This is a genomic window from Microcoleus sp. Pol12A5, assembly GCF_036701435.1.
Lineage (GTDB): Bacteria > Cyanobacteriota > Cyanobacteriia > Cyanobacteriales > Microcoleaceae > Microcoleus.
This window is the reverse complement of sequence record NZ_JAUBQU010000004.1, coordinates 100,512-122,330: the sequence shown is the minus strand read 5'-3', so window position 1 is coordinate 122,330 and position 21,819 is coordinate 100,512. Positions and strand designations below refer to the sequence as shown.

The window sequence follows — 21,819 nt, the reverse complement described above, 5'->3', positions numbered from 1 at the left end:
GACCCCATCTTTTTTTACCATAAATCGGTCTAACCTGCTTCAGCTAGGGGTTTTGACGGGGTTGTCACCCCGTCAGCTGACGCACTCTACCTGGAAAAATCACCTATGAATGGCAAAGTATTAGAAATAGAAAACTTGACTGTGAGTTTTGATGGTTTTAAAGCCATCAACGGTTTAAATTTCAGCATGGATGCCGGCGAACTGCGAGTTATCATTGGTCCCAATGGTGCGGGGAAAACAACTTTTCTCGATTCGATTACCGGGAAGGTGCAGCCGACAGAGGGCCGCGTGTTATTTAAGGGACAGAATTTACGCAAGTTGTCGGAAGATAGGATTTCGCGCTTGGGAATTGGCCGCAAGTTTCAGACGCCGCGAGTTTACTTGAATTTAACGCCACGCGAAAATTTGGAATTGTCTTGCAGTCGCCATAAAAATGTTTTTTCGACTTTGTTCAAACCTGCGTCGGCTGCTGAAAAACGCACGGTTTCCGGTTTGTTAGAAACAATTGGTTTAGTTGCTAAAGCTGATATTTCGGCTGGTTTGCTTTCTCACGGGGAAAAGCAATGGTTGGAAATTGGAATGTTGGTGGCTCAATCTCCTGATTTGTTGTTGGTAGATGAACCTGTCGCGGGTTTGACGGATGAGGAAACGATGTTAACTGGAGAGTTGCTAATTTCTCTGGCCGAAAGTCATTCGGTGTTGGTAATTGAGCACGATATGGAGTTTGTGCGGCAAATTGCGCGGCAGGTGACGGTGTTGCATCAGGGTGCGGTTTTGTGTGAGGGGACTATGGATGAGGTGCAAAATGACGATCGGGTAATTGAGGTATATTTGGGAAAACCGGAAGAATAGTTATTAGTTAACAGTCAACCGTCAACAGTGAACAGTAAATAATTATGCTACAAGTTTCTAATTTGAATGTTTATTACGGCGAAAGTCACATTTTGCGCGATGTCGATTTAAGCGTCATGGCGGGGCAAATGGTTTGCTTGATCGGCCGCAATGGTGTGGGCAAAACTACTATGCTAAAAACGATTATGGGGTTGCTGCAACCGCGCAGCGGGACTATTGCTTTTGGCGGAGAATCTATTGCTTCTAAGTTGACTCACCAGCGGGCTAGATTGGGAATTGGTTATGTGCCTCAAGGGCGCGAAATCATTCCACGTTTGACGGTGAAAGAAAATCTATTGTTAGGTTTGGAAGCGAAACCAACCAAAATCAAAAATCCTGAAGTTCCTGATGAAATTTTTGATTTGTTTCCTGTTTTAAAAACTATGCTCGATCGCCTCGGAGGTGATTTGAGCGGGGGACAGCAGCAGCAGTTAGCTATTGCTAGGGCTTTGATGGGTGAGCCACAGTTGCTGGTTTTGGATGAGCCTACGGAGGGGATTCAACCATCCATTATTTTAGATATTGAAGCTGCGGTGCGCCGCGTAGTTGCGACTAGGGGAATTTCTGTTTTGTTGGTGGAGCAACATTTGCATTTTGTGCGGCAAGCTGACTGGTATTATGCTATGCAAAAAGGCGGGATTGTGGCTTCTGGAAGCACTAGCGAGTTAAGTGATGAAGTGATTCAGAGGTTTTTGGCTGTTTGAGTCAGCAGTCATTAGTCATTAGTCATTAATCATTAGTAGGGTGCGCACTGCGCACCTTACTCAATTGTATTCAGTCCGCGCACCATCCGGACTTTGTTTGATAAGAAGCGATTTCAATCACCTACAAAACGACGCTGTATTATTGATTTTTTCGACCGTCTGGCATTGTGGTGCCGGCCATACTTGCTCGATCTATAGTAGCGCCATCTATATTAGCATTGCGGAGGTTGGCATCGGAAAGATTGGCATCTCTCAAGTCGGAAAATCGCAGGTCTGCACCGTCTAGATTTGTCTTTGTCAAGTTAGCTTTTCTGAGGTTAGCGTTGCTGATTCTCGCTCCTACTAATTCGGCTCCGCTTAAGTTTGTGCGAGCTAAATTCGTGTTGACAAAATCTGAGATCTCGAAGCGACTACCGCTGAGGTTGGCATCTGATAAATCTGCTCCTGTAAGGATGGGATTTTTTAAGTTAATGTTAACTAATTTTACGGCTCGGAGGTCGCAGCGGGAGCAGCTTTGAGTTAGCAGCAACGTTTCGACGTTGGCGTTGATTTGGTCGATTTGTTGCTGGGAGAAATTTTCGGCAAATTCCGGGGAGACGTAGCCGAGCTTTTTGGGGTCGTTTGCTTTTGGTTGGGGTGCTTGTATGGGGGGTGTTTGGATTTGTTGGGGTGTTTGGATAGGTTGGGGTGTTTGTGGTTGGGGTGTTGGGATGGGTTGGGGTGTTTGTGGTTGGGGTGTTGGGATGGGTTGGGGTGTTGGGATGGGTTGGGGTGTTGGGATGGGTTGGGGTGTTTCTATTTGCCCGATCGCACTTAGTTGCAGCCCCACCTTCGGCACTTCGAGAGTTGCTGCAACAATTAGTAGGGCGATCGACATGATTGTGAGTTTTTTCATAAATCAATAAGTTTTTGTTTGCATAAATACCATTTATACGGTATAATACCTCGAAAAGTGAGCACCCTACATTTCGCTAAATAAATCGAAATTCAGATAAAAAACTTCGGAACCATCAGGTGCGCGAATTAACTTTTCTATTACCGAAGGCAGTTGCTGTTGACGGTACAATTCGGGAATCTCGCAGAAGCTTTCTTCGGTAATTTCCAAAATTTTTGGCATATCAGGAAGGGGAATCCCTAACCGATCGCTTTTATTTAAGGTACAAATAATCAGGTATTTGCACTCAGCAAGGCTCGGACTGCTGGGAAATATTGTGGATAAATTAATTATGGTAATCAATTCTTCTTGATGCCGCAATAAACTATTCCCGCTAGGTAAAGTGCCGTAGGCATTAAAGTTTTTAACAATGCGCTCCACTCGTTCAATAGGAACAGCATAGTAAATATTTCCAAGTTCAAAGGAAACAAACTTTTTAGGGGCAATTCTAACAGTGGCTTGTTTCTTCCTCCGAAAGCGGCGATTGTAATTGGCGTGAGTCATTCGATTTTAGGTTTTAGATTTTAGATTTTAGATTGACGATTATTGGATTGAAGATTATTGAATTTTAGATTTTAGATTATTGGATTTGAGTAGGTGAGCCGGCTGTGTAGCTTCCCACTATTATTCGCGGGTGCAGTTACTTTTTGCCTAAGTTTTGTTTGAGATTAGGAATTATTTGATGCCAAATTTTAGATTGTGGATTAAATTCTTGAGTGGTGGATTAATTTGGGGATAGCTTGTAAAAGCTGGGCTTCGCTGTAAGGTTTGGTGAAGTATTGATTGGCGCCTAATTCCATTGCCATTTGTCGATGTTTTTCCCCGCTACGGGATGTCAGCATGGCTACGGGAATCTTAGCAAACCGCTGGGTCGATCTGATCGATCGCAACAATTCAAATCCATCCATCCGAGGCATTTCAATATCGACGATCGCCAAACTGCAATCAAGACCATTTTGCAACTTTTCCAGGGCATCCACACCGTCTTTAGCCTGTACCACCCGGTAGCGAGCACGAGTCAGCGTCATAGACAGCAACTGGCGGATTGTATAGGAATCATCCACTACCAAAATCTGCGGTGACAGACTCGAACTCGGCGTTATCTCCTGCACTTTACCGGAGATAGCGGCGATCGAACTATTTATCACAGGCTGACCGACCAAATCATCCACATCCAGAATATTCACCACGCGCCCGTCCCCCAAAATAGTAGTCCCCAAAACCCCGCGAGGCTTGGATAGAGGCGGTGGCAAAGGTTTAACCACAATTTCCTGCTGACCGATCAGCCGTTCCACGGCCACCGCCAGCATTCCTTCGGTAGAAGCCAAAACCAGGACAGGAATTTCGTCTTGGGCCAAAGGGTCAGGAGAGGGTGCATCCGGCGCGACGACGCTGTATTCGAGCAAATCTTGCATCCTCACCAAACGAATAAATTCCTCCCGCCACCACAGCATCGGCTGATTGCCGGCGATGTGAACTTCCGACGCTTTAATGTGCAGAATTTCCTCGACTGCATCCAGTGGCACTGCTATTTTATTGTGATCTGTCTTCACCATCAGTGCATCAGTAATCGACAGCAGCAGCGGTAGTTTAATGATAAAACTCGTACCTTTTCCCAGGCGAGAGTCTACCTTGACAGTTCCCCGCACAGTCCGCAAATTTGTTCGCACCACGTCGAGTCCGACTCCCCGCCCCGAAAGACCGCTGACGCCTTCTGTAGTGCTGAAACCCGGCCAAAACAGAAAATCGTAGAGTTCGGCAATGGAAAATTCTTGAGCTTGTTCCTCCGTAGCCAAACCCTTTGTGACAATTTTACGGCGAATCATTTCCGGGTCAATGCCTTTGCCGTCATCGGCGACAGTAATAATAGTTTGGCCGCCTTGGTGGCGGGCTTCTATTTCAATTTGACCGCTGGTCGGCTTGCCGCTTGCTTTCCGAACTTCGGGCATTTCGATGCCGTGGTCGAAAGCGTTTCTCACTAAGTGTATTAAGGGGTCGCGCAAAGCGTCGAGCAAACTTTCGTCAATTTTGGTATCTCTTCCCACTAGCAGCAGGTTGACATCTTTATCGTATGTGAGGCACATCTCCCGGAGCGCTCGGGGCAAGTGATCGACGGCGCGGCTGAAACTCACGACTCGCAACTGCATGACGCGGCTGCGCAGTTGTTCGGTAATGCGGCGCAGTTGGTCGGTACTGCGCTCGAATTTCATGGCTAAGGTGTCTAATTTGGTGGCGGAGTGAGAAATTGCTTGGGCAGTTTCGATGACTTCTGCGGCTGTCGAGTGGAACTCTGTATAACGATCCATCTCTAAGATATCGAAGTGAGCATGGGCCGGAGAGGATTTGCCGTTAGCAATCATGGGGAATTCTGTTTCTGCTGCTGCAAGTTTTCCCAATCCAGAGTTCCCGTTTCCCCCTCTCCACTCTGCAAAACTCAGTCTGTCGTATTCTTCTCGCAACTGACCGCCGAATTGGTTTAAATCTACGATATGGCGGCGGATGCGCTTGACTTCGCCACGCAGTTCGGATTCTTGAAGTTCTAAATTTGTACGGTTGATGACTAATTCTCCGACTAGATTCACTAATTCTGTCAAGCGTTCCAAGTCTACCCGGATGGTCGGTCTTTGCGGGTTGGAGACTGTGAGAGTCGGGGATTCGGGGAGAGTCGGGGAGAGAGACGGAGAGTCGGGGAGGGAGAGGGAGATTTCCGGGGATGTCGGGGAGTCGGAGAGTGGGGGGGAGTCGCGAGGAGTCGCGGAGGGGGAGATGTCGGGGATGTCGATCGCCCTTCCTTCCAGTATTTGTTGGCGTGCGGTTTGCAAGTTTTGGGCGATCGTCCAACCCTCGGATTGCAACCGTTGTAGAGTCAAGTCGGGAGAGTCGATCAAATCTCTGATGGCTGCGGCGACTTTCCCAAAATCCGGCAATAGCAGCATTCCAGCCAAACCGGAAAGTTGGTAGTAAACCTGGTTGAGGGCGGTGACGCTTTTTGCCAAATCTGCCTCGGAAGCTTGGGAAAGTTCGGTTTCTAAGCGATTGAAGAGTGGTGGCACTTCATGTTCAAAAATCAGTTTCAGGGTTTCCGGGGCGGGCGATTGACTGGCTGCAGGGACTGGCGACGGTTCTGACTTGCCATACTGGGCCTGGAACTGAGCGAAAATTTGGGCGATCGCCTCCAAGTTTTCCGTTTGATCCGGAGTTGTGACATCGGAGTGTTGAACTGATTCGATCGTAATCTTTTTGAGCGCATCCACCCCCTGCAGCAAAACGCTCACAGTAGTCGGTTCCAGGGCTGACAAGTCTGTGCGATCGCGCAAAATGACAAAACAGTCCTCCAGCGTGTGAGCTGCCACAGACACGTTTTCAAAGCCCAACATTGAACCCGCACCTTTAATCGAGTGAGCCGCCCGAAACATTTCTTTAACTGCCGCTTGTCGCTCTTTCAAACCCGCAGTTTCCATCGCCAGTAGGTTTGTCTCCATTAACTGGAGAAACTCTTCGCATTCTGCGGTAAAAGCATCTATTAATTCGTTTAAATCGTCATCATTCATATTAGTCTGTTATCTGTTGTCTGTTGACAGTTAACTGTTGACTGTTAACTGCTTGCAGTTTTTTTATATATGATGTCCTGTTATTTAACTGTAATTGTTGTTGGGGCGGGTTCACGATTATCTATAACTTCGCATTCAGGATATTTCTCAACCTGCCCCGGCAACAACGATAGTTATTAGTGATTCGTACAACGGTCAACAGTCAACTGAACTAACTGTCAACCGTCAACAGTTAACTGTCAACTGAACTAACTGCGGAAATTCGCCACCGACTTTTGCAATTGGCCCAGAGAACCAGACAACTCGTCCAAAGATGCTTTGACATCCGCACCTTTTTGTGCGGTCGTATTAGCAATCTCGTTGACTTGCTGCATACTGTTAGCAATTCCCTCAGCCGAAACAGTTTGCTTGGCAGATGCAATAGTAATATTCTGCACCAAAGCATTCATTTCTCGACTAACTTCGATAATGGCATTGAGGTGAGTTTTAGCTTCGCTTGCCAGCTTAGTGCCTTCCACTACCTCCAGCGTCCCGGATTCCATTGCCTTCATCACGCGGCTGATTTCTTCTTGAATTGTACCGACAATTTCCGAGATTTCCTCCGTAGCGCCGGCGGATCTTTCTGCTAATTTCCGCACTTCTTCGGCAACAACTGCAAAGCCTAAACCTTGTTCGCCGGCCCGCGCCGCCTCAATAGTAGCATTCAGAGCTAATAAATTAGTTTGCGAAGCAAGTTGAGAAATCGAAGTCACAATTTTGCCAATTTGCTGCGAAGATTCGCCCAAACGCTTCATCATTTTCGAGGTAGAGGCGATCGTCAACCGGAGCCCGTTAATGCCTTCGACAGCTCGATCGACCGCCATACCGCCGACTTCAGCCGTGTGAGAAGACTGCTGGGCTACTGTTTCGGCGCGCACCGAAACATCTCGCACGTCGCGGATCGAATTCACAATCCGCTCAATTTCGCGCATGATGGCAGATATTTTTGCTGCTTGAATTTCCGCCTGTTGCGTGAGTTGACTGGTATTGTTAATCGACTCGCCGGTGGCAGATGTTACCTGTTCGGCTAAAGTTTGAATTCCCGTTACCACTTTCCGCAGAGAACCGATTAAGAAGTTGAAAGAGTCGGCGACAGCACCTAAAACATCGTTAGTCACTTCCGCCCTGACTGTCAAGTCGCCTTGAGCCGCGCCTTTAATTTCTCCCAACAATTTAAGAACTTGCTGCGTCAGAGAATCAGCTTCAGCTTTACGTTCTGCTGCCAATTTTCCTAGTCGTTCTTCTGCCTCTTTGCGCTCGGTGATGTCAAAGCGAATGGCGATATATTTGACTATGGTGCCGCTGGTATCAAAAATGGGGGAGATCGTCGAATCTACCCAGTAAAACGAGCCATCTTTGCGTCGGTTTTTGATTTCCCCTTTCCACACCAAACCGCGAGAAAGTGTCACCCACATTTCTTCAAAAAATGATTTGGGATGGTAGCCGGAATTGATGAGGCGGTGGTTGCGGTGCAGGAGTTCTCCCATGCTGTAACCGGAGATTTCAATGAATCTGTCGTTGACGTAGGTAATCATGCCTTGGACATCAGTTTCGCTGACGATCGCCGATTCGTCTAGGGCATTTTGCCGCGTTTTGAGTTCTTGCAGTAAGCGTTCCTGTGCCTCCGCCAACTGCTGCATTCGCTGCTGGGATGCTCTTTGTTCGGTGACGTTGCGGCAAACGACTACGCCGCCTTTAAGCGCCCCTGTTTCGTCTTTGAGCGGCCGGCCGTTAACTTTCACCCACAGGCCCTCTGGCATGCCTGGGTGGCGGGTGAAAAGGTCTATGTCGTCAACGGCTTCTCCTCGAACCGTGCGCGCTAAAGGTATGTCGGCTGGGGGAAAGGGAGTTACCGTATCGGGCAAGAATAAACCGTATCTTGCCGACCATTCGTTGAGAACAGCATCTGTCGCACCCATGCCAAACATATCTTCGGCGGCGGGGTTGAACAAAACAAAATTGCCTTTTTCGTCGGCAGCAATTATGCCGTCGCCAATGCTATTTATTAGCAGTTGCAAGAGATTGCTTTGTCGCCGAAATTGCTCTTCGGAACTGGCTAATTGGGCTGTTGTTGTTTCCAGTTGCACCATCGCGTGTTTGCTTTCGGTAACGTCGCGAGCCACTGCATACATGAGCTTTTGTTCGGTTTCAGGTCGCACTTTCCACGACAACCATTTGTAGGAACCGTCTTTGCAGCGGTAGCGATTTTCAAAGAACTTTATTTCCCGGCCCTCGTTTACTCTTTTTGCTGCGGCTATACTTTCTTCGCGATCGTCTGGATGGAGGAAATTGAGAAAAGATTGGTCTTGCACTTCTTCTAGGGTGTAGCCGAGGGTTTTTTCCCAAGCGGGATTGAGGCGCTTGAATCTGCCTTCAAAATCTAAAGTACAAACCAAGTCTAGGGAAAGGGTAAAAAATCGATCGCGCTCTGCTTCTGCTTTTTTGCGATCGGTAATTTCGATCGCCACAACCCCGATACCGATGGGTTTGCCGTCAGATCCGGGCAAAGGAAAGTATGACGCCAGCCAATCTCGCAGGACGCCCGGTTCGTTGAAGAATGATCCCGACACCTCAAGGTTTAACAACGGTTGGTTGGTGGCGAGAACCTGCTGCAACATCGGCACTTGGGTATCGCTCATTTCGGGTATAACTTCCCTCACCGTCTTACCGAGGTGCTCGGCAACTGAGACGCCGGTGGTTGCCGCTAATTTCTCGTTGACTTGCACGAAGCGCAACTGCTCGTCAAAAATACACATTGAGGCCGGGGCGGCTGCGAAAAATGCGTCAAAGCGGGTTTGACGCAAAACTAATTCTCGTTCTAGGGCTTTGCGATCGCTAATGTCCCGGCCTTCTGGAATTAGCATCAAGACTTTGCCACTGTCGTCTGTGATGGGTTTGATGGAGAAGTCAACTGTCGCGACTGCACCGTTGGCAACTAGCACATCCACTTCGTAACGGACTACCTCGCCGGCTGCGGCGAGGGCGATCGCTTCTTGTATCTGTTGCTTGGTTTCTGGGGAAATCTGCCACCACAGGGTTTCCGAAAACGGAGTGCCTACTATTTCTTCGATCCGCAGGCCTGCGGCGGCGAGGGCTGTTTGATTGGCTTCCAAAACGGTGCCGTCCGGTTTGAGCAGACCTATGAATTGGAACGATTGGTCAAAAATGGCTCGGAACAGTCTTTCGCGCTCGCGCAGCATCTCTTCTGCACGTTTGCGATCGCTGATGTCGCGAGTAACTGTTGCCAACCCGATAGGCTCGCCGGTTTCTGGGTTTTTGACGGTAAATAGGGTGAAGTCAACCGGAAAGTCTTCGCCGGTTTGAAAGTTCCTCAAGCGGAATTCACCCTGCCAAAAACCGTCTCGCACAGTAGCAGCCACGATTTCTTCTTTGAAGATTTTAGCATCTTCTTCTGAGAAGAATTCATATATAGTTTTGCTTTTTACTTCTTCAATATTTTGCAATCCTGCTAGTTTAATCCCAGCGAGATTCAGGTATGTTGCCTCTCCATCCAGGGTAGCCGTGCCGATAAAATCCGAGCTGCTTTCTACGATCGAAATCAATCTTTGTTTTTCGATTTCTGCTTGCTTGCGCTCCGTGATGTCGTTGTTAGTTTCTAAAATGGCTTTGGGTTTGCCCTGTTCGTCTCGCTGCAAATTCCAGCGGCTAAATACGGTAATCTTGGTATCGTAATTGGTGGTATGAATTACTTCTCCTTCCCAATAATCCTGCTCTTCTAACTGTGACAAAATAGCTGCGAAAGGCTGGGGAAAAATGGTGTGAAGTAGAGTATGGGTGACTTTCCCCAAGGCTGCTTTTTTTGTCCAGCCGTACATCCGTTCGGCTCCCTGACTCCAATAATTAATCGTGCCGTCCATATCCCGAACGATCAAGGCGTCGCTAGCAAGGTCGAGCATTTGCAAGTTCTGCTGCAAGGCTTCTTCTGTGCGCTTGCTTTGTGTAATGTTGCGGGCAATCGTTGACAGAAATTCAATTTCTCCCTTCTCGGATTTGTGAGCAATAATTACTTGAGAAACTGGTATTTCTTGGCCGTCTAAAGTTCGCCATGTTGCCTCGCCGCTCCAGGTTCCCTCCCGGCAAGCTGCGGGGATACCGACGTTGATAAGAGTGTCGATACTTTTGGGCGATGTCAGGTCGGAAATGCTGAATCCGGCTAAATCTGCGTTTTCGCCAACTCTCAACATTTCTCTGGCTGCGCGGTTGAGATAAATGGTGCGCTGTTGGGAGTCGGCGATGCCTACCCAATCTGTTGTGGTTTCTAAAATTGCTTTGAACCGCAATAGTTCTTTTTCAGATTTGCGGCGCTGTGTGATGTCGCGCGCCAAGCCGAGCATTCCTAAAATGTTGCCTTCTGCGTCTTTGAGGGGCAATTTCAGGGTGTCGAAGCTGTGTACTTTGCCGTCGGCTAAGGTGGCTGAGTCGTTAGAGTTCGGGGCGAGATGGTTGTCTGCCCCGAAGTTTTGAATTTGGTTCTGGGAATCGGTTTGGGCCTGGAAGCTGCCAAAGATTCGATCGACCGATATGCCTATTTCTGCGTCGTCTTTGCCGATAATTTCTGCTTGAGTTTTGCCGAAGGCGGTGGCGAAACTTGCATTGACTAGGGTATAGCGCGAGTTTCGATCTTTGACAAATATGCAGTCTGGCGTAGCGTCAATGACTGTCCGCAGCAAGTTTTGGGAGCTTTCTACTTCAGCGAGCGTCTGCCGCAGTTGTTCTTCCATTTGCACGCGCTTGGTGATATCTCTCATCGCGGAAACGAGAAATTTCCTGCCCTCGGTATCTACAAATGTAGATTTTTTGGCGGAGAGAAAGCGGGTGTTTCCTGCTGAGTCTGTGAGGGTTTTTTGGATTTCGCTGCTGGTATTTGTCAATAAAACTAATTCGTCTTTTTCTCGATATCTCTGTGCTTCCTCTTTGGGCAAAAACTGGTCGTAGCATTTGCCAATTAGTTCTTCTCTGCTGTGACCGATGTATTGACAAAAGGCATCATTTAATATAATCCAGCGGTGCTGTTGGTCTTTGACATAAATCGGATCGGGGATGCTGTTGAGGATGTTGTTTAAGAATAGTTCTGAGGTTTTTAATTGCTCTTGGGCTGCGGTGCGATCGAGAATTTCCTGTTCCAATTGTGCGTTAGTTTGCAGGATCTGCTCGGTTCTTTCATTCACTCGCTGCTCTAGTTCTGCGCTTAGCTTCTGCAATGCGGCTTCAGCCTGTTTGCGCTTGGTAATCTCCCGGCCTTCTGCGAGGATTTGAAATACTTCTCCTGTTGCATTTAACAGCGGCTTAAACGACAAGTCAATTACTGTTACCTGGTTGTTAGCTCCGGTGATTTCGTATTCTTCCCGGATAAAATTTCCGGCAGAAACTTGTTGAATGTTCGTTTTTAGGCGCTGCTGGTTGGTTGGGGATGATGCCCACCCTGGTGTCAGCCAAAATTTCAGCCCCTGCACTTCTGATGCTGGGAAATCGCCCAATCTTAGCGCTGTCTGATTGGCTTCGATCAGAGTACCGTCTGCCTCCAATAATGCGATCGCTTGAAAAGCTTGGTCGAAGATTGCGTGAAATCGCTGGGTTGTTTCGCTGAGCGCTTGTTCTGTTTCTTTTTTAGCGTTAAGGATGCGGGTGGAACCTACTAAGAAGCCGTAGCGGTTGGACAAACTCAAAAAAGCGATCGCCGCAATTACAGTGATCCAATCGAACACAGTTTGCACTACCGCAGAGTGCGGCAGTCCTAGGTATTCGGCAGCGTGGCCGCTGTGGCCGAAAGCGCAGCTCCAAAATATGCCTGCTGTGACTGTGGCGAAGATGTCGAACCCGAATTGACGGTTTCGCCACATAGCTAAGCTGATTAGCCAAGCGATGGCAAAGTAACATCCAGAAATGATGACATTAGCAGCCCCAGCTACCAGCGATGGGGAGAAGTCAGGGAACGTCAGGGTTAAAGTCGTTGCGATCCAGGTATAGAGAATTTCGATCATAAAATTAAGGATGGGCAAATCGGATGCGGGCGATCGTTAGTTAAAATTATTGATGGAAAGCAGTTGTAGACTTACCTGTATGGTTGCTTTTTACCAGCGTTCGGAATGGGCGATCGCTTCTACATCGACAATCATTAGCAAGCGTCCTTCGGAATTGTACAGACCTTTTAAGAATGGAGCTAGGTCGGGACTGACATCTAGTGCTGAGACAATGCGATCGGGATTGAGAGGTAAAACTCCTTCGACGCGGGAGACGGCTAATCCCAGGCTGATTCTCGACAACAATCTCACGTCTCGCGGATCGGGGGCTTCTACAACTAAGATGCGGCTGTTTGGGTGGTGGATGTCAACCGACTCAATACCGACGAACAGTCCGAAGTCTGCTGCTGCCAAGATTTCGCCCCGCAAGTTTGTTAATCCCAGCAAAAATGGCAGGGTATTGGGAACCAGGGAAATCGGTTGTTCATTGAGGGAAAGGACTTCCCGCACTGCCTCTAAGTCTATGGCGAACAGACTGCCTCCTTGACCGAACAGGAGAAATTGCTTTGTTCCACTTGTCTGATTCCCCCCAGCCGGGGGAGCCGTTCTTTTCATGGCTTATTTTTAGTTTATAGTGTAGCTTACAAATTATAATTTTGCTTTGACCCTAAAGCCGATCGCCGATCTAGTTTTTCTGGATCGGTTTTGATGCGTCAAATGTTTCTGTTAAATAAATCGCCGATTGGCAAATAAGTAGGTTGCTATCATTAAACATAAACTTTTATGGAATTCTAAAACCCAGTTTATTTAATAAAAACGGGGTTTGTCGGTATAAGGTTTTTTGGAAAGCTGCCGATGACTTTATATTCGGATTACGCCGAAAGCAGACGCTGCACTATGTGGACCAGTTGCTGAGGTTCAAAGGGTTTGCTAACGTAAGCGTCGGCGCCTAAATCGGTTCCCCAAGCTTTATCGATCTCGGTGTTTTTATGAGTACAAAATACTACGGGCAATTTGGCAGTTGCGCGATCGCCCCGCAATTCTCTGATCACTTCAAACCCGTTCATTCGTGGCATCACTACATCTAAAACGACCAAAGCCGGAGGGGTTTTGCGGATCATGGCGATCGCTTCTTCGCCGTCGCCTGCCCGGATCACATCCAGTCCCGCATCTTGAAGAATGCGGCAGATGATTTCTAGTTCGGTCTTAACGTCGTCCACTACTAAAATTTTTGACATGATTCCACACTTCCTTGCTGTTATTGACAGCAGACTACGTTTATTTAGAAGCTGGCGCGACCGGCGGCGATGGGACTAGACCGCTTTGCCGACAAATTAATGTACTTCCAAATACAATATAGCCGATCGTATGGCTGAAGGTTAGCTGTCATCGATAAAAAACGATACAAATTTACTTTGCTAAAGGAATCATCCTGAATAAATTAATCGGTAATTAGTAATTGATTATCGGTAATTCGCGGTTGGGAAACCAACAGGTCTTAGTAGAAGGAGCGATGGGAAGACCCAAGCCGGATTTTCTATCATATTCTTTTAGCTTTATTCCACTCACCTAATTTATAGCATTGCCTAAAGAATGCAGACTATTTTTTAATTAGCGCCATTAACAGCAATTGGAAAGTATTGACAGCGTTTTTTTTTACGGACAACAAAACTATTTTGAATTGAAAAAACAGCAAAACATCGCTTAATAAGCGCTATTTATTTATAAATAATACAACTCAAAATTGAGGATGGTAACACTGACATTTATTAAATAATTTTATTGTCTATGATTTATAATTTGGGGGCAAATTCAATGGACCGCCCGGCAGTCCTATTTTACCCAGTAGAGAAGTGTTGGGTTCATCATAACTACTACCAGCAGGCGATCGCCATCCTTGAGTTTGATTGTGGGCCTCGCCGAAAAGACTGCTGCAAGATGCGGTCAATCGATTTTAGATTTTAGATTTTAGGTTTCAGAATTGAAGAAGCGCTCACACTGATAAATCCGGGGGCTGGTGATGAGCAGTCTGAGCTTTTTTCTCGCTTCACGGATGAATCCGGCGGTCGCGGACGAAATTGCTTGATGGTAAAATTAGTCGGTGAGGGAGAGACGGCGATCGGCTATAATAAAGGGCTAGAGGAAAAGAACACCGAAAACCCGAAAATATGGTTGCCATCCAAAGAAATCTCAACATTGCCGCGCTAGAAGCAGAATACAGTCAAAAAACACCGCGAGACATTCTCAAATTTGCCCTAGAAAATTTTGACAATATCTCCATTTCTTTCAGCGGGGCTGAAGATGTAGTTCTGATCGATCTTGCCTCAAAAATCACCAAGAATTTCCGCGTTTTCACCCTAGACACCGGACGATTGCACTCTGAAACTTATCAGTTTTTGGATCGAGTCAGAAAACATTACGGCATTAAACTAGAAGTAATGTTTCCCGATGCTGCTGAAGTACAAGCCCTAGTAGAAGAAAAGGGATTGTTTAGTTTTTATCAAGACGGTCACAAAGAATGCTGCGGCGTGCGGAAAGTCAAGCCGCTGCGCCGCAAATTGAATACTCTCGATGCTTGGATTACTGGTCAGCGGAAAGACCAAAGTCCCAGTACCCGCAACGGTATTCCGGTTATTGAAGTTGACACTGCATTCTCAACTCCCGACCATGAATTAATTAAATTCAACCCCTTAGCAAACTGGTCTTCGGCAGAGGTTTGGGAATACATTCGCGCTTTGGATGTGCCTTACAACAAGTTGCACGAACGCGGTTTTGTGAGTATTGGTTGCGAACCTTGTACGAAGCCGATATTGCCGAACCAACACGAACGCGAAGGTCGCTGGTGGTGGGAAGAAGCAACCGTAAAAGAATGCGGTTTGCACGCTGGTAACACACAAACATAGTAAATCACTCAAGGAGTAAGGTGCGCTAGGCTCACCAAACAAATAGTAGGGTGCGCTAGGCGCACCTTACCCAAGAATAAATGCGCTTCACATAAATGCTAGCCGAAGAATTCGCAATTAAAATAAACACAAATTAAGCTGAGCTTGCCCTTAAACTTTGATATAACGATCGACATGCAGAATAAATGCTAGCCGAAGAATTCGCAATTAAAATAAACACAAATTAAGCTGAGCTTGCCCTTAAACTTGGATAGAATGATCAATATTCAGAAAAGTTTTTAAAGTAGGTACTATATGCTCGCGTCAACTAACGAATTGCTGAACACGGCTTTGAGAAATGGTTATGCGATCGGGGCTTTTAACGTCTACAACCTCGAAGGAGTAAAAGCCGTCATCAATGCGGCAGAAGCGCTGCACAGTCCTGCTATACTGCAACTTCACCCCAGCGCCCTCCAATACGGAAAATCGCCTTTAGTCGCACTGTGCATGGAAGCGGCCCGCAAATCTCTAGTGCCGATCTCAGTACACTTAGATCACAGCACCTCAGAAAAAGACATTCACCTCGGCCTAGGTGCGGGCATTAAATCAATTATGGCAGACGGTTCTTTTTTGCCCTACGAACAAAACTTAATATTTAGCCGGGAAATGACTAAATTAGCCCACGCTAACGGTGCGGCAGTTGAAGCAGAAATCGGCAGAATTAGTGGCAGGGAAGACTGTTTGACAATCGATGAGAAAGCCGCAAAAATGACCGATCCCGTAGCAGCAGTAGAGTTTATCAAAGAAACTAATGTGGATTTTTTAGCCGTAACAATTGGTAACGTTCACGGCAAATATTTAAGCGAACCAAAACTAGATTTTTCGCGTCTGGCAAAAATCCGGGCTGCTGTTTCAGTGCCATTAGTGATGCACGGTGCTAGCGGTTTGCCGGAATCAATGATTCATCAATGTATTCAATTAGGGGTATCGAAATTCAATGTGAGTACAGAAGTTCGCGAAGCTTATATGGACGTGTTAAAAAGTAGCATTTCTTTGTCAGATCCGGATTTGTTGGAAATAATGGAAAAATCTATCAATGCCATGCGATGGGTCATTTCTGACAAACTGCAACTTTTCGGTTCTGTCGGTAAAGCTCATTTGCATCACTCTCCCTACGCGGATGACTTGACCGCAAAGAGCACCAGCAACAAACAAACAAGCGACAACAAATCAAGTTTCGATCAAATGTTAAAGCCTGTGTATAGCGAGGCTTTCAGTCTTCTTGTGAAGTAAAAAAACAAAAGTCCTGACTGCGAACCCCTTTTTAGTCAGGACTTCAGTCCTCTCTAACCGTTTAAAAATCGATCGGGCTCGATGCCAGATTCCCGCAGCCGCCGAATTAAAGACTGCTACTGAGCTTCCGCTGACTCTGCCCGCTGCCGTTGCTTTTCCGCTTCAGTCAGAATCCAATTGCCATCAACATCATACCAGCGCAACCAAAGTCGATCGATTCCCTGAAACTCTCCTTGTCACAAACCCAAGCCCAAACTTAGGTCAGCAATCCACACTCGCGACTCTGGCAATTCTAATTCTTGATAGTGTCCGCCCTTCAATTCAAACACTCGCAATTTGTTAGTATAACGGCTGAAAACGGCATAAATAGGAAACTGCAAAAATTGCTCGTAAACATCCCATTTTTTGGGCGGTTTCTCCTTCATCTCCGGCTCCAAAACTTGCCCGTTACCCGCAGTGTTTCCCGACTGAGGTGGCAACTTTTCTTCATCGTTATTGTCGCCTAAATCTTCTTTTTCCGTTCCCGGCGAAAGCAGTTCTACAATTACAAAAGGATTGACGCCTTCCTGCCAAGTAACATAACTCATCCGCAGTTCGGAGCGATCGTAAAGTCGGGGAACTCCCACCACTGCAAACCAATCCGGCCGCTTGTGCAAGAGAGTATGATGCACGTCATAATAAAGGTTCATGTCGGTGCCGCTAAATATCTCAGAAGCAGGATAATTCCGAGGTCGAAACATCAGGCTCAACAACTGCGCCTGCAAATCGTGAAATTTGTCCCGCAAACCAGGTTCCTCCGGGTCTTCGCTGGGTAAATCGTACATCGTCGGCAGCGTTTCTCTGGGCATCGCGGCGGATCGGTTTGCGGCACAGGATATTTAAAAGGCAACATATAATATTGAGAAATGACTGCATTTATGCTAACATCATTTTAATACTTGCAGGACGAGTGCCCACACCCTGTAAAACGTTTATTTCAAACTTTTCTTCCTCTCTTTTGTGAAGTAAATCTCACCTCTAAAATCTCAAATCGACCGATCCGAAATTCTGCACTATGATCGACATTCCTCAACTGATTGCTCAAGAACTTTCCATTAATCTGTCTCAAATCAATAATGCTCTGGAACTTTTCGCAGAGGGAGCAACAATTCCGTTTATTGCCCGCTACCGCAAAGAACGCACGGATTTGCTGAATGAAATTCAGTTGCGGGATATCTCAGATCGCTTCACCTATCTGACGGAAATTGAAGAGCGCAAAAAGTCGATTTTAGATACGATTAGCTCTCAGGGAAAACTCACAGAAGAACTGCAAGCTAAAATCGAATCGTGTTTGCACAAAAACGAACTCGAAGACCTTTATCTGCCTTACAAACCCAAGCGGCGGACGCGAGCCACAATTGCTAGGGAAAAAGGTTTGGAACCGCTGGCAGAATTTATCAAATCTCTGAACTTACCGACGGCTAAACCAGCAGATTTTGAGGCGGAAGCAGCTAAATACATTTCAGAAGAAAAGGGAGTGAAAACAGCAGAAGAAGCTCTAAAAGGGGCTGCGGATATTTTGGCGGAAGCGGTTTCGGAAAAAGCCGAATTGCGGGCTTATTTGCGAGAATTTTTGATGAAAACAGGAGTTTTTGTCTCAAAAATTAAAGATGATTTCCCGGAAGGAAGCACTAAATTTGAAATGTACCGCAATTACCAAGTTGCAGCGAGAAGCGTTCAGTCGCACAATATGTTAGCGCTATTTCGCGGGGAAACGGAAGGGGTTTTAGATTTGGAACTGGCGTTTGATGAATCCGCAGTGATGGCTTATTTGGAAGGTGAGGAAATTAGAACTAGGATACCGGAAGTTAAAGAGTTTTATCGATCGACCTTGAAGGATGCCTTCAACCGACTGATGAAGACTTCGTTAATTACAGAAGTGCGATCGCACAACAAAGCCGTCGCCGATATCGAGTCCATTACCACTTTTGAAACCAACCTCCGCGAGTTGCTGCTGTCGGCGCCGGCGGGAATGAAACCCACACTGGCGATCGATCCGGGATTTCGCACGGGGTGTAAAGTTTCCGCCCTCGATGAAACCGGGCAATTTTTAGAATATCAAGCAATTTTTCCCCACCAAGCGGCCGCCCAGCGACAGCAAGCTGGTAAAATCGTCAAGCATTTAATTGAAAAATATAAAATTGAATTAATCGCGATCGGCAACGGTACAGCTTCCCGCGAAACAGACGAATTTGTTTCGGAAGTTTTGGCAGAAATGGACAGGAAACCGATTAAAGTCATGGTGAATGAATCCGGTGCATCGATTTATTCAGCAAGCGAAGTGGCGATCGCCGAATTTCCCGATCTCGACATCACCGTCCGCGGCGCAATCAGCATCGGGCGGCGCTTGCAAGACCCCCTCGCCGAACTCGTGAAAATCGACCCAAAATCAATAGGAGTCGGCCAATACCAGCACGATGTTGACCAAAAATTGCTCAAAAAGAAACTCGACGAAACAGTCGAAAGCTGCGTTAATTATGTCGGAGTTGACTTAAACACAGCCTCCAAAGAATTGCTGACATTTGTATCAGGAATGACGGCAACAGTTGCAAAAAATATCGTCAATTACCGCAACGAAAACGGCGCATTTAAAAATCGCCGTCAACTCCTGAAAGTTCCCAAACTCGGGCCAAAAGCTTTTGAACAAGCAGCCGGGTTTCTCCGCATTCGCGGTGGCGAAAACCCCCTGGACAATACCGCAGTTCATCCGGAAAGTTATCCTGTCGTGCAGGCGATCGCCAAGGATTTAGACTTGCCGCTGACAGAAACAACACAAATATCGGAAAAAATCAAGACTGTAAATATCAAGAAATATGTCACTGAAAAAGTGGGTGAACCAACACTTCGCGACATTATTTCCGAACTAGAAAAACCGGGAAGAGACCCGCGTGCCGAGTTTAAATATGCCACTTTCCAAGCAGGAATTAAAGAAATCTCCGACTTGCAAGTTGGGATGGAATTAGAAGGCATAATCACGAATGTAGCTAACTTTGGAGCCTTTGTTGATGTGGGAGTGCACCAAGATGGTTTGGTTCACGTTTCTCAATTAGCCGATCGCTTTGTAGATGACCCCAAACAGATTGTTAAAGTCGGACAAGTGGTGAAAGTGCGGGTTTTGGAGGTGAATGAGAAGTTAAAGCGGGTTAGTTTGACGATGAAGCTGCAAGAAAAACCGCAACCGCAAAATAGTGCGAGGCTTCCGGCCCCGCGCCGACGTTGAAACTAGGGCTGAAAACTGAAAAAGGGCGATGGCGTCCCGCCCTCGCCCGTGCTACGACTATAATTGTGTAATCCTCACCAACCTCAAAATTATATGGTTGCAAGTGAAAGCGACACCTACGTCTCTCCTGAAGATTATTTAGCAGCCGAGAAAGTCAGTCCGATCAAACACGAGTACAGGCAAGGTGAAATCTATGCAATGGCAGGGGCAAGCAAAGCTCATGTCATCATTTCCGGAAATGTGTTTGCACTGTTGAGAAATCATCTTCGGGGTAGTGGCTGCATACCTTACATGGCAGACATGAAAGTTATGCTCGATACATCAAATTTTTATTACTATCCCGATGTAGCGGTGAGTTGTGATGAACGAGACAAAAATGCTGGGGAAGATTTCATTCGCTACCCGCGCTTAATTGTGGAAGTTTTATCGCAGACAACAGCGGCTTTTGACAGAGGCGATAAATTTGCTGATTACCGCACTTCTGAAAGTTTGCAAGAGTATGTATTAATAAATCAAGAAAGAGTTAGTGTAGAGTGTTTTCGCCGGAATGCAGAGGGTTTTTGGGTGCTTTATCCTTACACTCAAGGACAAGAAGTTCAGTTTGCTAGCGTGAGTTTTAGCTGTGCGATCGAGATCTTGTATGAAGATGCGATCGAGATTGCTTGATTTTAATTACTCCTGAATCACTGATGTTGATATGATTGAACCGCGAAGACGCGTTAAGCGAAGCCGCGCATAAGCGCTAGGACGCGAAGAAAGAGAAAAGAAGAAGAAGAAGCTGGTAATGGCTATTTTTTCTTGCTGGCTTTCCAAGTGCCACCGTAGAAGTAAAAAGGATTGTTTTTACTTACCGATTCCCAACATTTAAGACACAAAAAAAACCACTGCCCCGACTCGTCATACCGGGCACGGTAGAGAGTCGGGGCAGATTGGGAACAGCGATCGCAATATTTGATTCTGATTGCCCTGGCCATTGTTACTCTGTTTCAAACAATAACGGACTCTTGAGGGCGGGCGAATATCATGCGGCCGGCGCTTGTTTGCAGGGCGCTGGTGACTACGACTCTGGCTTCGCCGCCTACATAGCTGCTTCCTGCTTCTACGACAACCATTGTTCCGTCATCCAAGTAACCGATTCCCTGAGAGGGTTCTTTGCCTTCTTTGCGGATTTTTAGTTCGATCGTATCTCCCGGCAAATAAGTGGGGCGCACCGCATGAGTCAAATCATTAATATTCAAAACCGGCAGTTTTTGGACAGTAGCTACTTTCGATAAGTTGTAATCGTTGGTGAGCAAAATGCCGTCGATATCCAAGGCGAACCGAACTAATTTTGCATCGACTGTGGCAAGATCTTCGTAGTCAGCCGAGTGAATTTGAATCCGTTCTGGATATGTTTCTTTGATGCGGTTGAGTACATCTAAGCCGCGGCGCCCGCGCACTCGCTTTTGATCGTTGGCTGAATCAGCTACCAGTTGCAGTTCTTGGAGAACGAATTGCGGGATAATAATTTGACCTTCGAGGAAACCTGTTTCTAACAGGTTTTCAATCCGGCCGTCAATAATGCAGCTAGTATCGACCACTTTGGCAGAGGCTGGTTTGAAAGTCCCTTCCGCTACCAACACCGTGTCTAAGCTTTTGGGGTTGATCAGCCGCAAGAAAGCACGGCCGTGGGTGTCGGTCAAACTGACGCCTGTGAAGCCGAACATGACGCTACCCAAGACGGCGACTAGAGGTTTGATGAAGCCGAACTCGCGGGGAATTGGCAGCAGGAATAGCGGAGCCAGCATTAAGTTCGCTACTAGAAGTCCGATGATTAAGCCGATCGCCCGCGTCAGTAACATCTCCACTGGCATATCGCGAACTTGTTTTTCCAGCCGGCGGTAGGTTGTTTGAGCCACTAATCCCATCACGAAGCCGATTAATGCTCCAAAGGAACCTAGTACAGAACTTAAACCTTGTATATTTGTAACTTGCAGCAGCAGATTGCTCGGCAGGAGTTCGACTCCGTAATAGCCGATGCCTCCGCCTGCGATTATGAATGAGATTATTATGATTGCGTCTAGCATTAGTTCTAGGTTAATGAATTTATTCCTATTATATCTTTCCAGTGCTGATACTTGTTTTCATGCTGTGGTCGGATCTGGCTATATCTACTCAAGGATTCTCATAAACTTATATTTCGGGGTTGTACCCTCTGAGGGATGTGCGATCGAGCATATCGGCATTTACCATGCCGGGCCGAAAGCAGGCACGAGGTGTGAATAAACCGCCCTGCGGGCTGTTCG

At 46.8% G+C, this 21,819-nt stretch carries 14 protein-coding genes; 6 read left to right on the top strand and 8 right to left on the bottom strand.

The window, feature by feature from the left end:
• The first annotated feature begins 105 nt into the window (after nucleotides 1–105).
• Entirely contained in the window at nucleotides 106–852 is a 747-nt protein-coding gene (urtD, locus tag QUA45_RS02175) for an urea ABC transporter ATP-binding protein UrtD (RefSeq protein WP_333062859.1), read from the top strand.
• A 44-nt stretch (nucleotides 853–896) separates the two neighbouring features.
• Nucleotides 897–1,595, top strand: a complete 699-nt coding sequence (urtE, locus tag QUA45_RS02170) for an urea ABC transporter ATP-binding subunit UrtE (RefSeq protein WP_015175091.1) — start codon at nucleotides 897–899, stop codon at nucleotides 1,593–1,595.
• A 139-nt stretch (nucleotides 1,596–1,734) separates the two neighbouring features.
• Here urtE and QUA45_RS02165 read toward each other — a convergent pair whose 3' ends face one another.
• From QUA45_RS02165 to QUA45_RS02140, 6 genes are all read right to left on the bottom strand, one after another.
• Nucleotides 1,735–2,490 carry a pentapeptide repeat-containing protein gene (locus QUA45_RS02165; RefSeq protein WP_333096295.1) on the bottom strand — a complete coding sequence of 252 codons (756 nt, stop codon included), beginning with the start codon at nucleotides 2,488–2,490 and terminating at the stop codon, nucleotides 1,735–1,737.
• Between the two features lie 66 nt (nucleotides 2,491–2,556).
• Nucleotides 2,557–3,033: a chemotaxis protein CheW gene (locus QUA45_RS02160; protein ID WP_333219170.1), complete on the bottom strand. Its 477-nt coding sequence runs from the start codon at nucleotides 3,031–3,033 to the stop codon at nucleotides 2,557–2,559.
• Between the two features lie 200 nt (nucleotides 3,034–3,233).
• On the bottom strand, nucleotides 3,234–6,080 hold the full coding sequence (locus tag QUA45_RS02155; RefSeq protein ID WP_333219167.1) for a hybrid sensor histidine kinase/response regulator: 2,847 nt from the start codon (nucleotides 6,078–6,080) through the stop codon (nucleotides 3,234–3,236).
• A gap of 248 nt (nucleotides 6,081–6,328) precedes the next feature.
• On the bottom strand, nucleotides 6,329–12,121 hold the full coding sequence (locus tag QUA45_RS02150) for a PAS domain S-box protein (protein WP_333219165.1): 5,793 nt from the start codon (nucleotides 12,119–12,121) through the stop codon (nucleotides 6,329–6,331).
• A 90-nt stretch (nucleotides 12,122–12,211) separates the two neighbouring features.
• The gene (locus QUA45_RS02145) at nucleotides 12,212–12,715 is read right to left on the bottom strand and encodes a chemotaxis protein CheW (protein ID WP_333070276.1); all 504 of its coding nucleotides are present in this window, start codon (nucleotides 12,713–12,715) and stop codon (nucleotides 12,212–12,214) included.
• A 257-nt stretch (nucleotides 12,716–12,972) separates the two neighbouring features.
• Nucleotides 12,973–13,338 carry a response regulator gene (locus tag QUA45_RS02140; RefSeq protein ID WP_333062848.1) on the bottom strand — a complete coding sequence of 122 codons (366 nt, stop codon included), beginning with the start codon at nucleotides 13,336–13,338 and terminating at the stop codon, nucleotides 12,973–12,975.
• A 930-nt stretch (nucleotides 13,339–14,268) separates the two neighbouring features.
• On the opposite strand from QUA45_RS02140, the gene QUA45_RS02135 reads away from it, so the two are divergent.
• On the top strand, nucleotides 14,269–15,003 hold the full coding sequence (locus tag QUA45_RS02135; RefSeq protein WP_333096305.1) for a phosphoadenylyl-sulfate reductase: 735 nt from the start codon (nucleotides 14,269–14,271) through the stop codon (nucleotides 15,001–15,003).
• 294 nt (nucleotides 15,004–15,297) lie between these two features.
• A complete protein-coding gene (locus QUA45_RS02130; RefSeq protein WP_333096308.1) occupies nucleotides 15,298–16,275 on the top strand; it encodes a class II fructose-bisphosphate aldolase in 978 nt (325 codons plus the stop codon).
• A 236-nt stretch (nucleotides 16,276–16,511) separates the two neighbouring features.
• Here the strand turns inward: QUA45_RS02130 and QUA45_RS02125 are convergent, their stop codons facing one another.
• The gene (locus tag QUA45_RS02125; RefSeq protein ID WP_333219163.1) at nucleotides 16,512–17,123 is read right to left on the bottom strand and encodes a Uma2 family endonuclease; all 612 of its coding nucleotides are present in this window, start codon (nucleotides 17,121–17,123) and stop codon (nucleotides 16,512–16,514) included.
• Between the two features lie 206 nt (nucleotides 17,124–17,329).
• Between QUA45_RS02125 and QUA45_RS02120 the strand changes: the two genes are divergently transcribed.
• Both QUA45_RS02120 and QUA45_RS02115 read left to right on the top strand, forming a co-directional pair.
• On the top strand, nucleotides 17,330–19,534 hold the full coding sequence (locus QUA45_RS02120) for a Tex family protein (RefSeq protein ID WP_333219161.1): 2,205 nt from the start codon (nucleotides 17,330–17,332) through the stop codon (nucleotides 19,532–19,534).
• A gap of 93 nt (nucleotides 19,535–19,627) precedes the next feature.
• Complete coding sequence (locus tag QUA45_RS02115) at nucleotides 19,628–20,200, top strand: Uma2 family endonuclease (protein WP_333219159.1); 573 nt, start codon at nucleotides 19,628–19,630, stop codon at nucleotides 20,198–20,200.
• Between the two features lie 320 nt (nucleotides 20,201–20,520).
• On the opposite strand, the gene QUA45_RS02110 is transcribed toward QUA45_RS02115, so the two are convergent.
• The gene (locus tag QUA45_RS02110; RefSeq protein WP_333096317.1) at nucleotides 20,521–21,600 is read right to left on the bottom strand and encodes a PIN/TRAM domain-containing protein; all 1,080 of its coding nucleotides are present in this window, start codon (nucleotides 21,598–21,600) and stop codon (nucleotides 20,521–20,523) included.
• Between the last annotated feature and the right edge of the window lie 219 nt (nucleotides 21,601–21,819).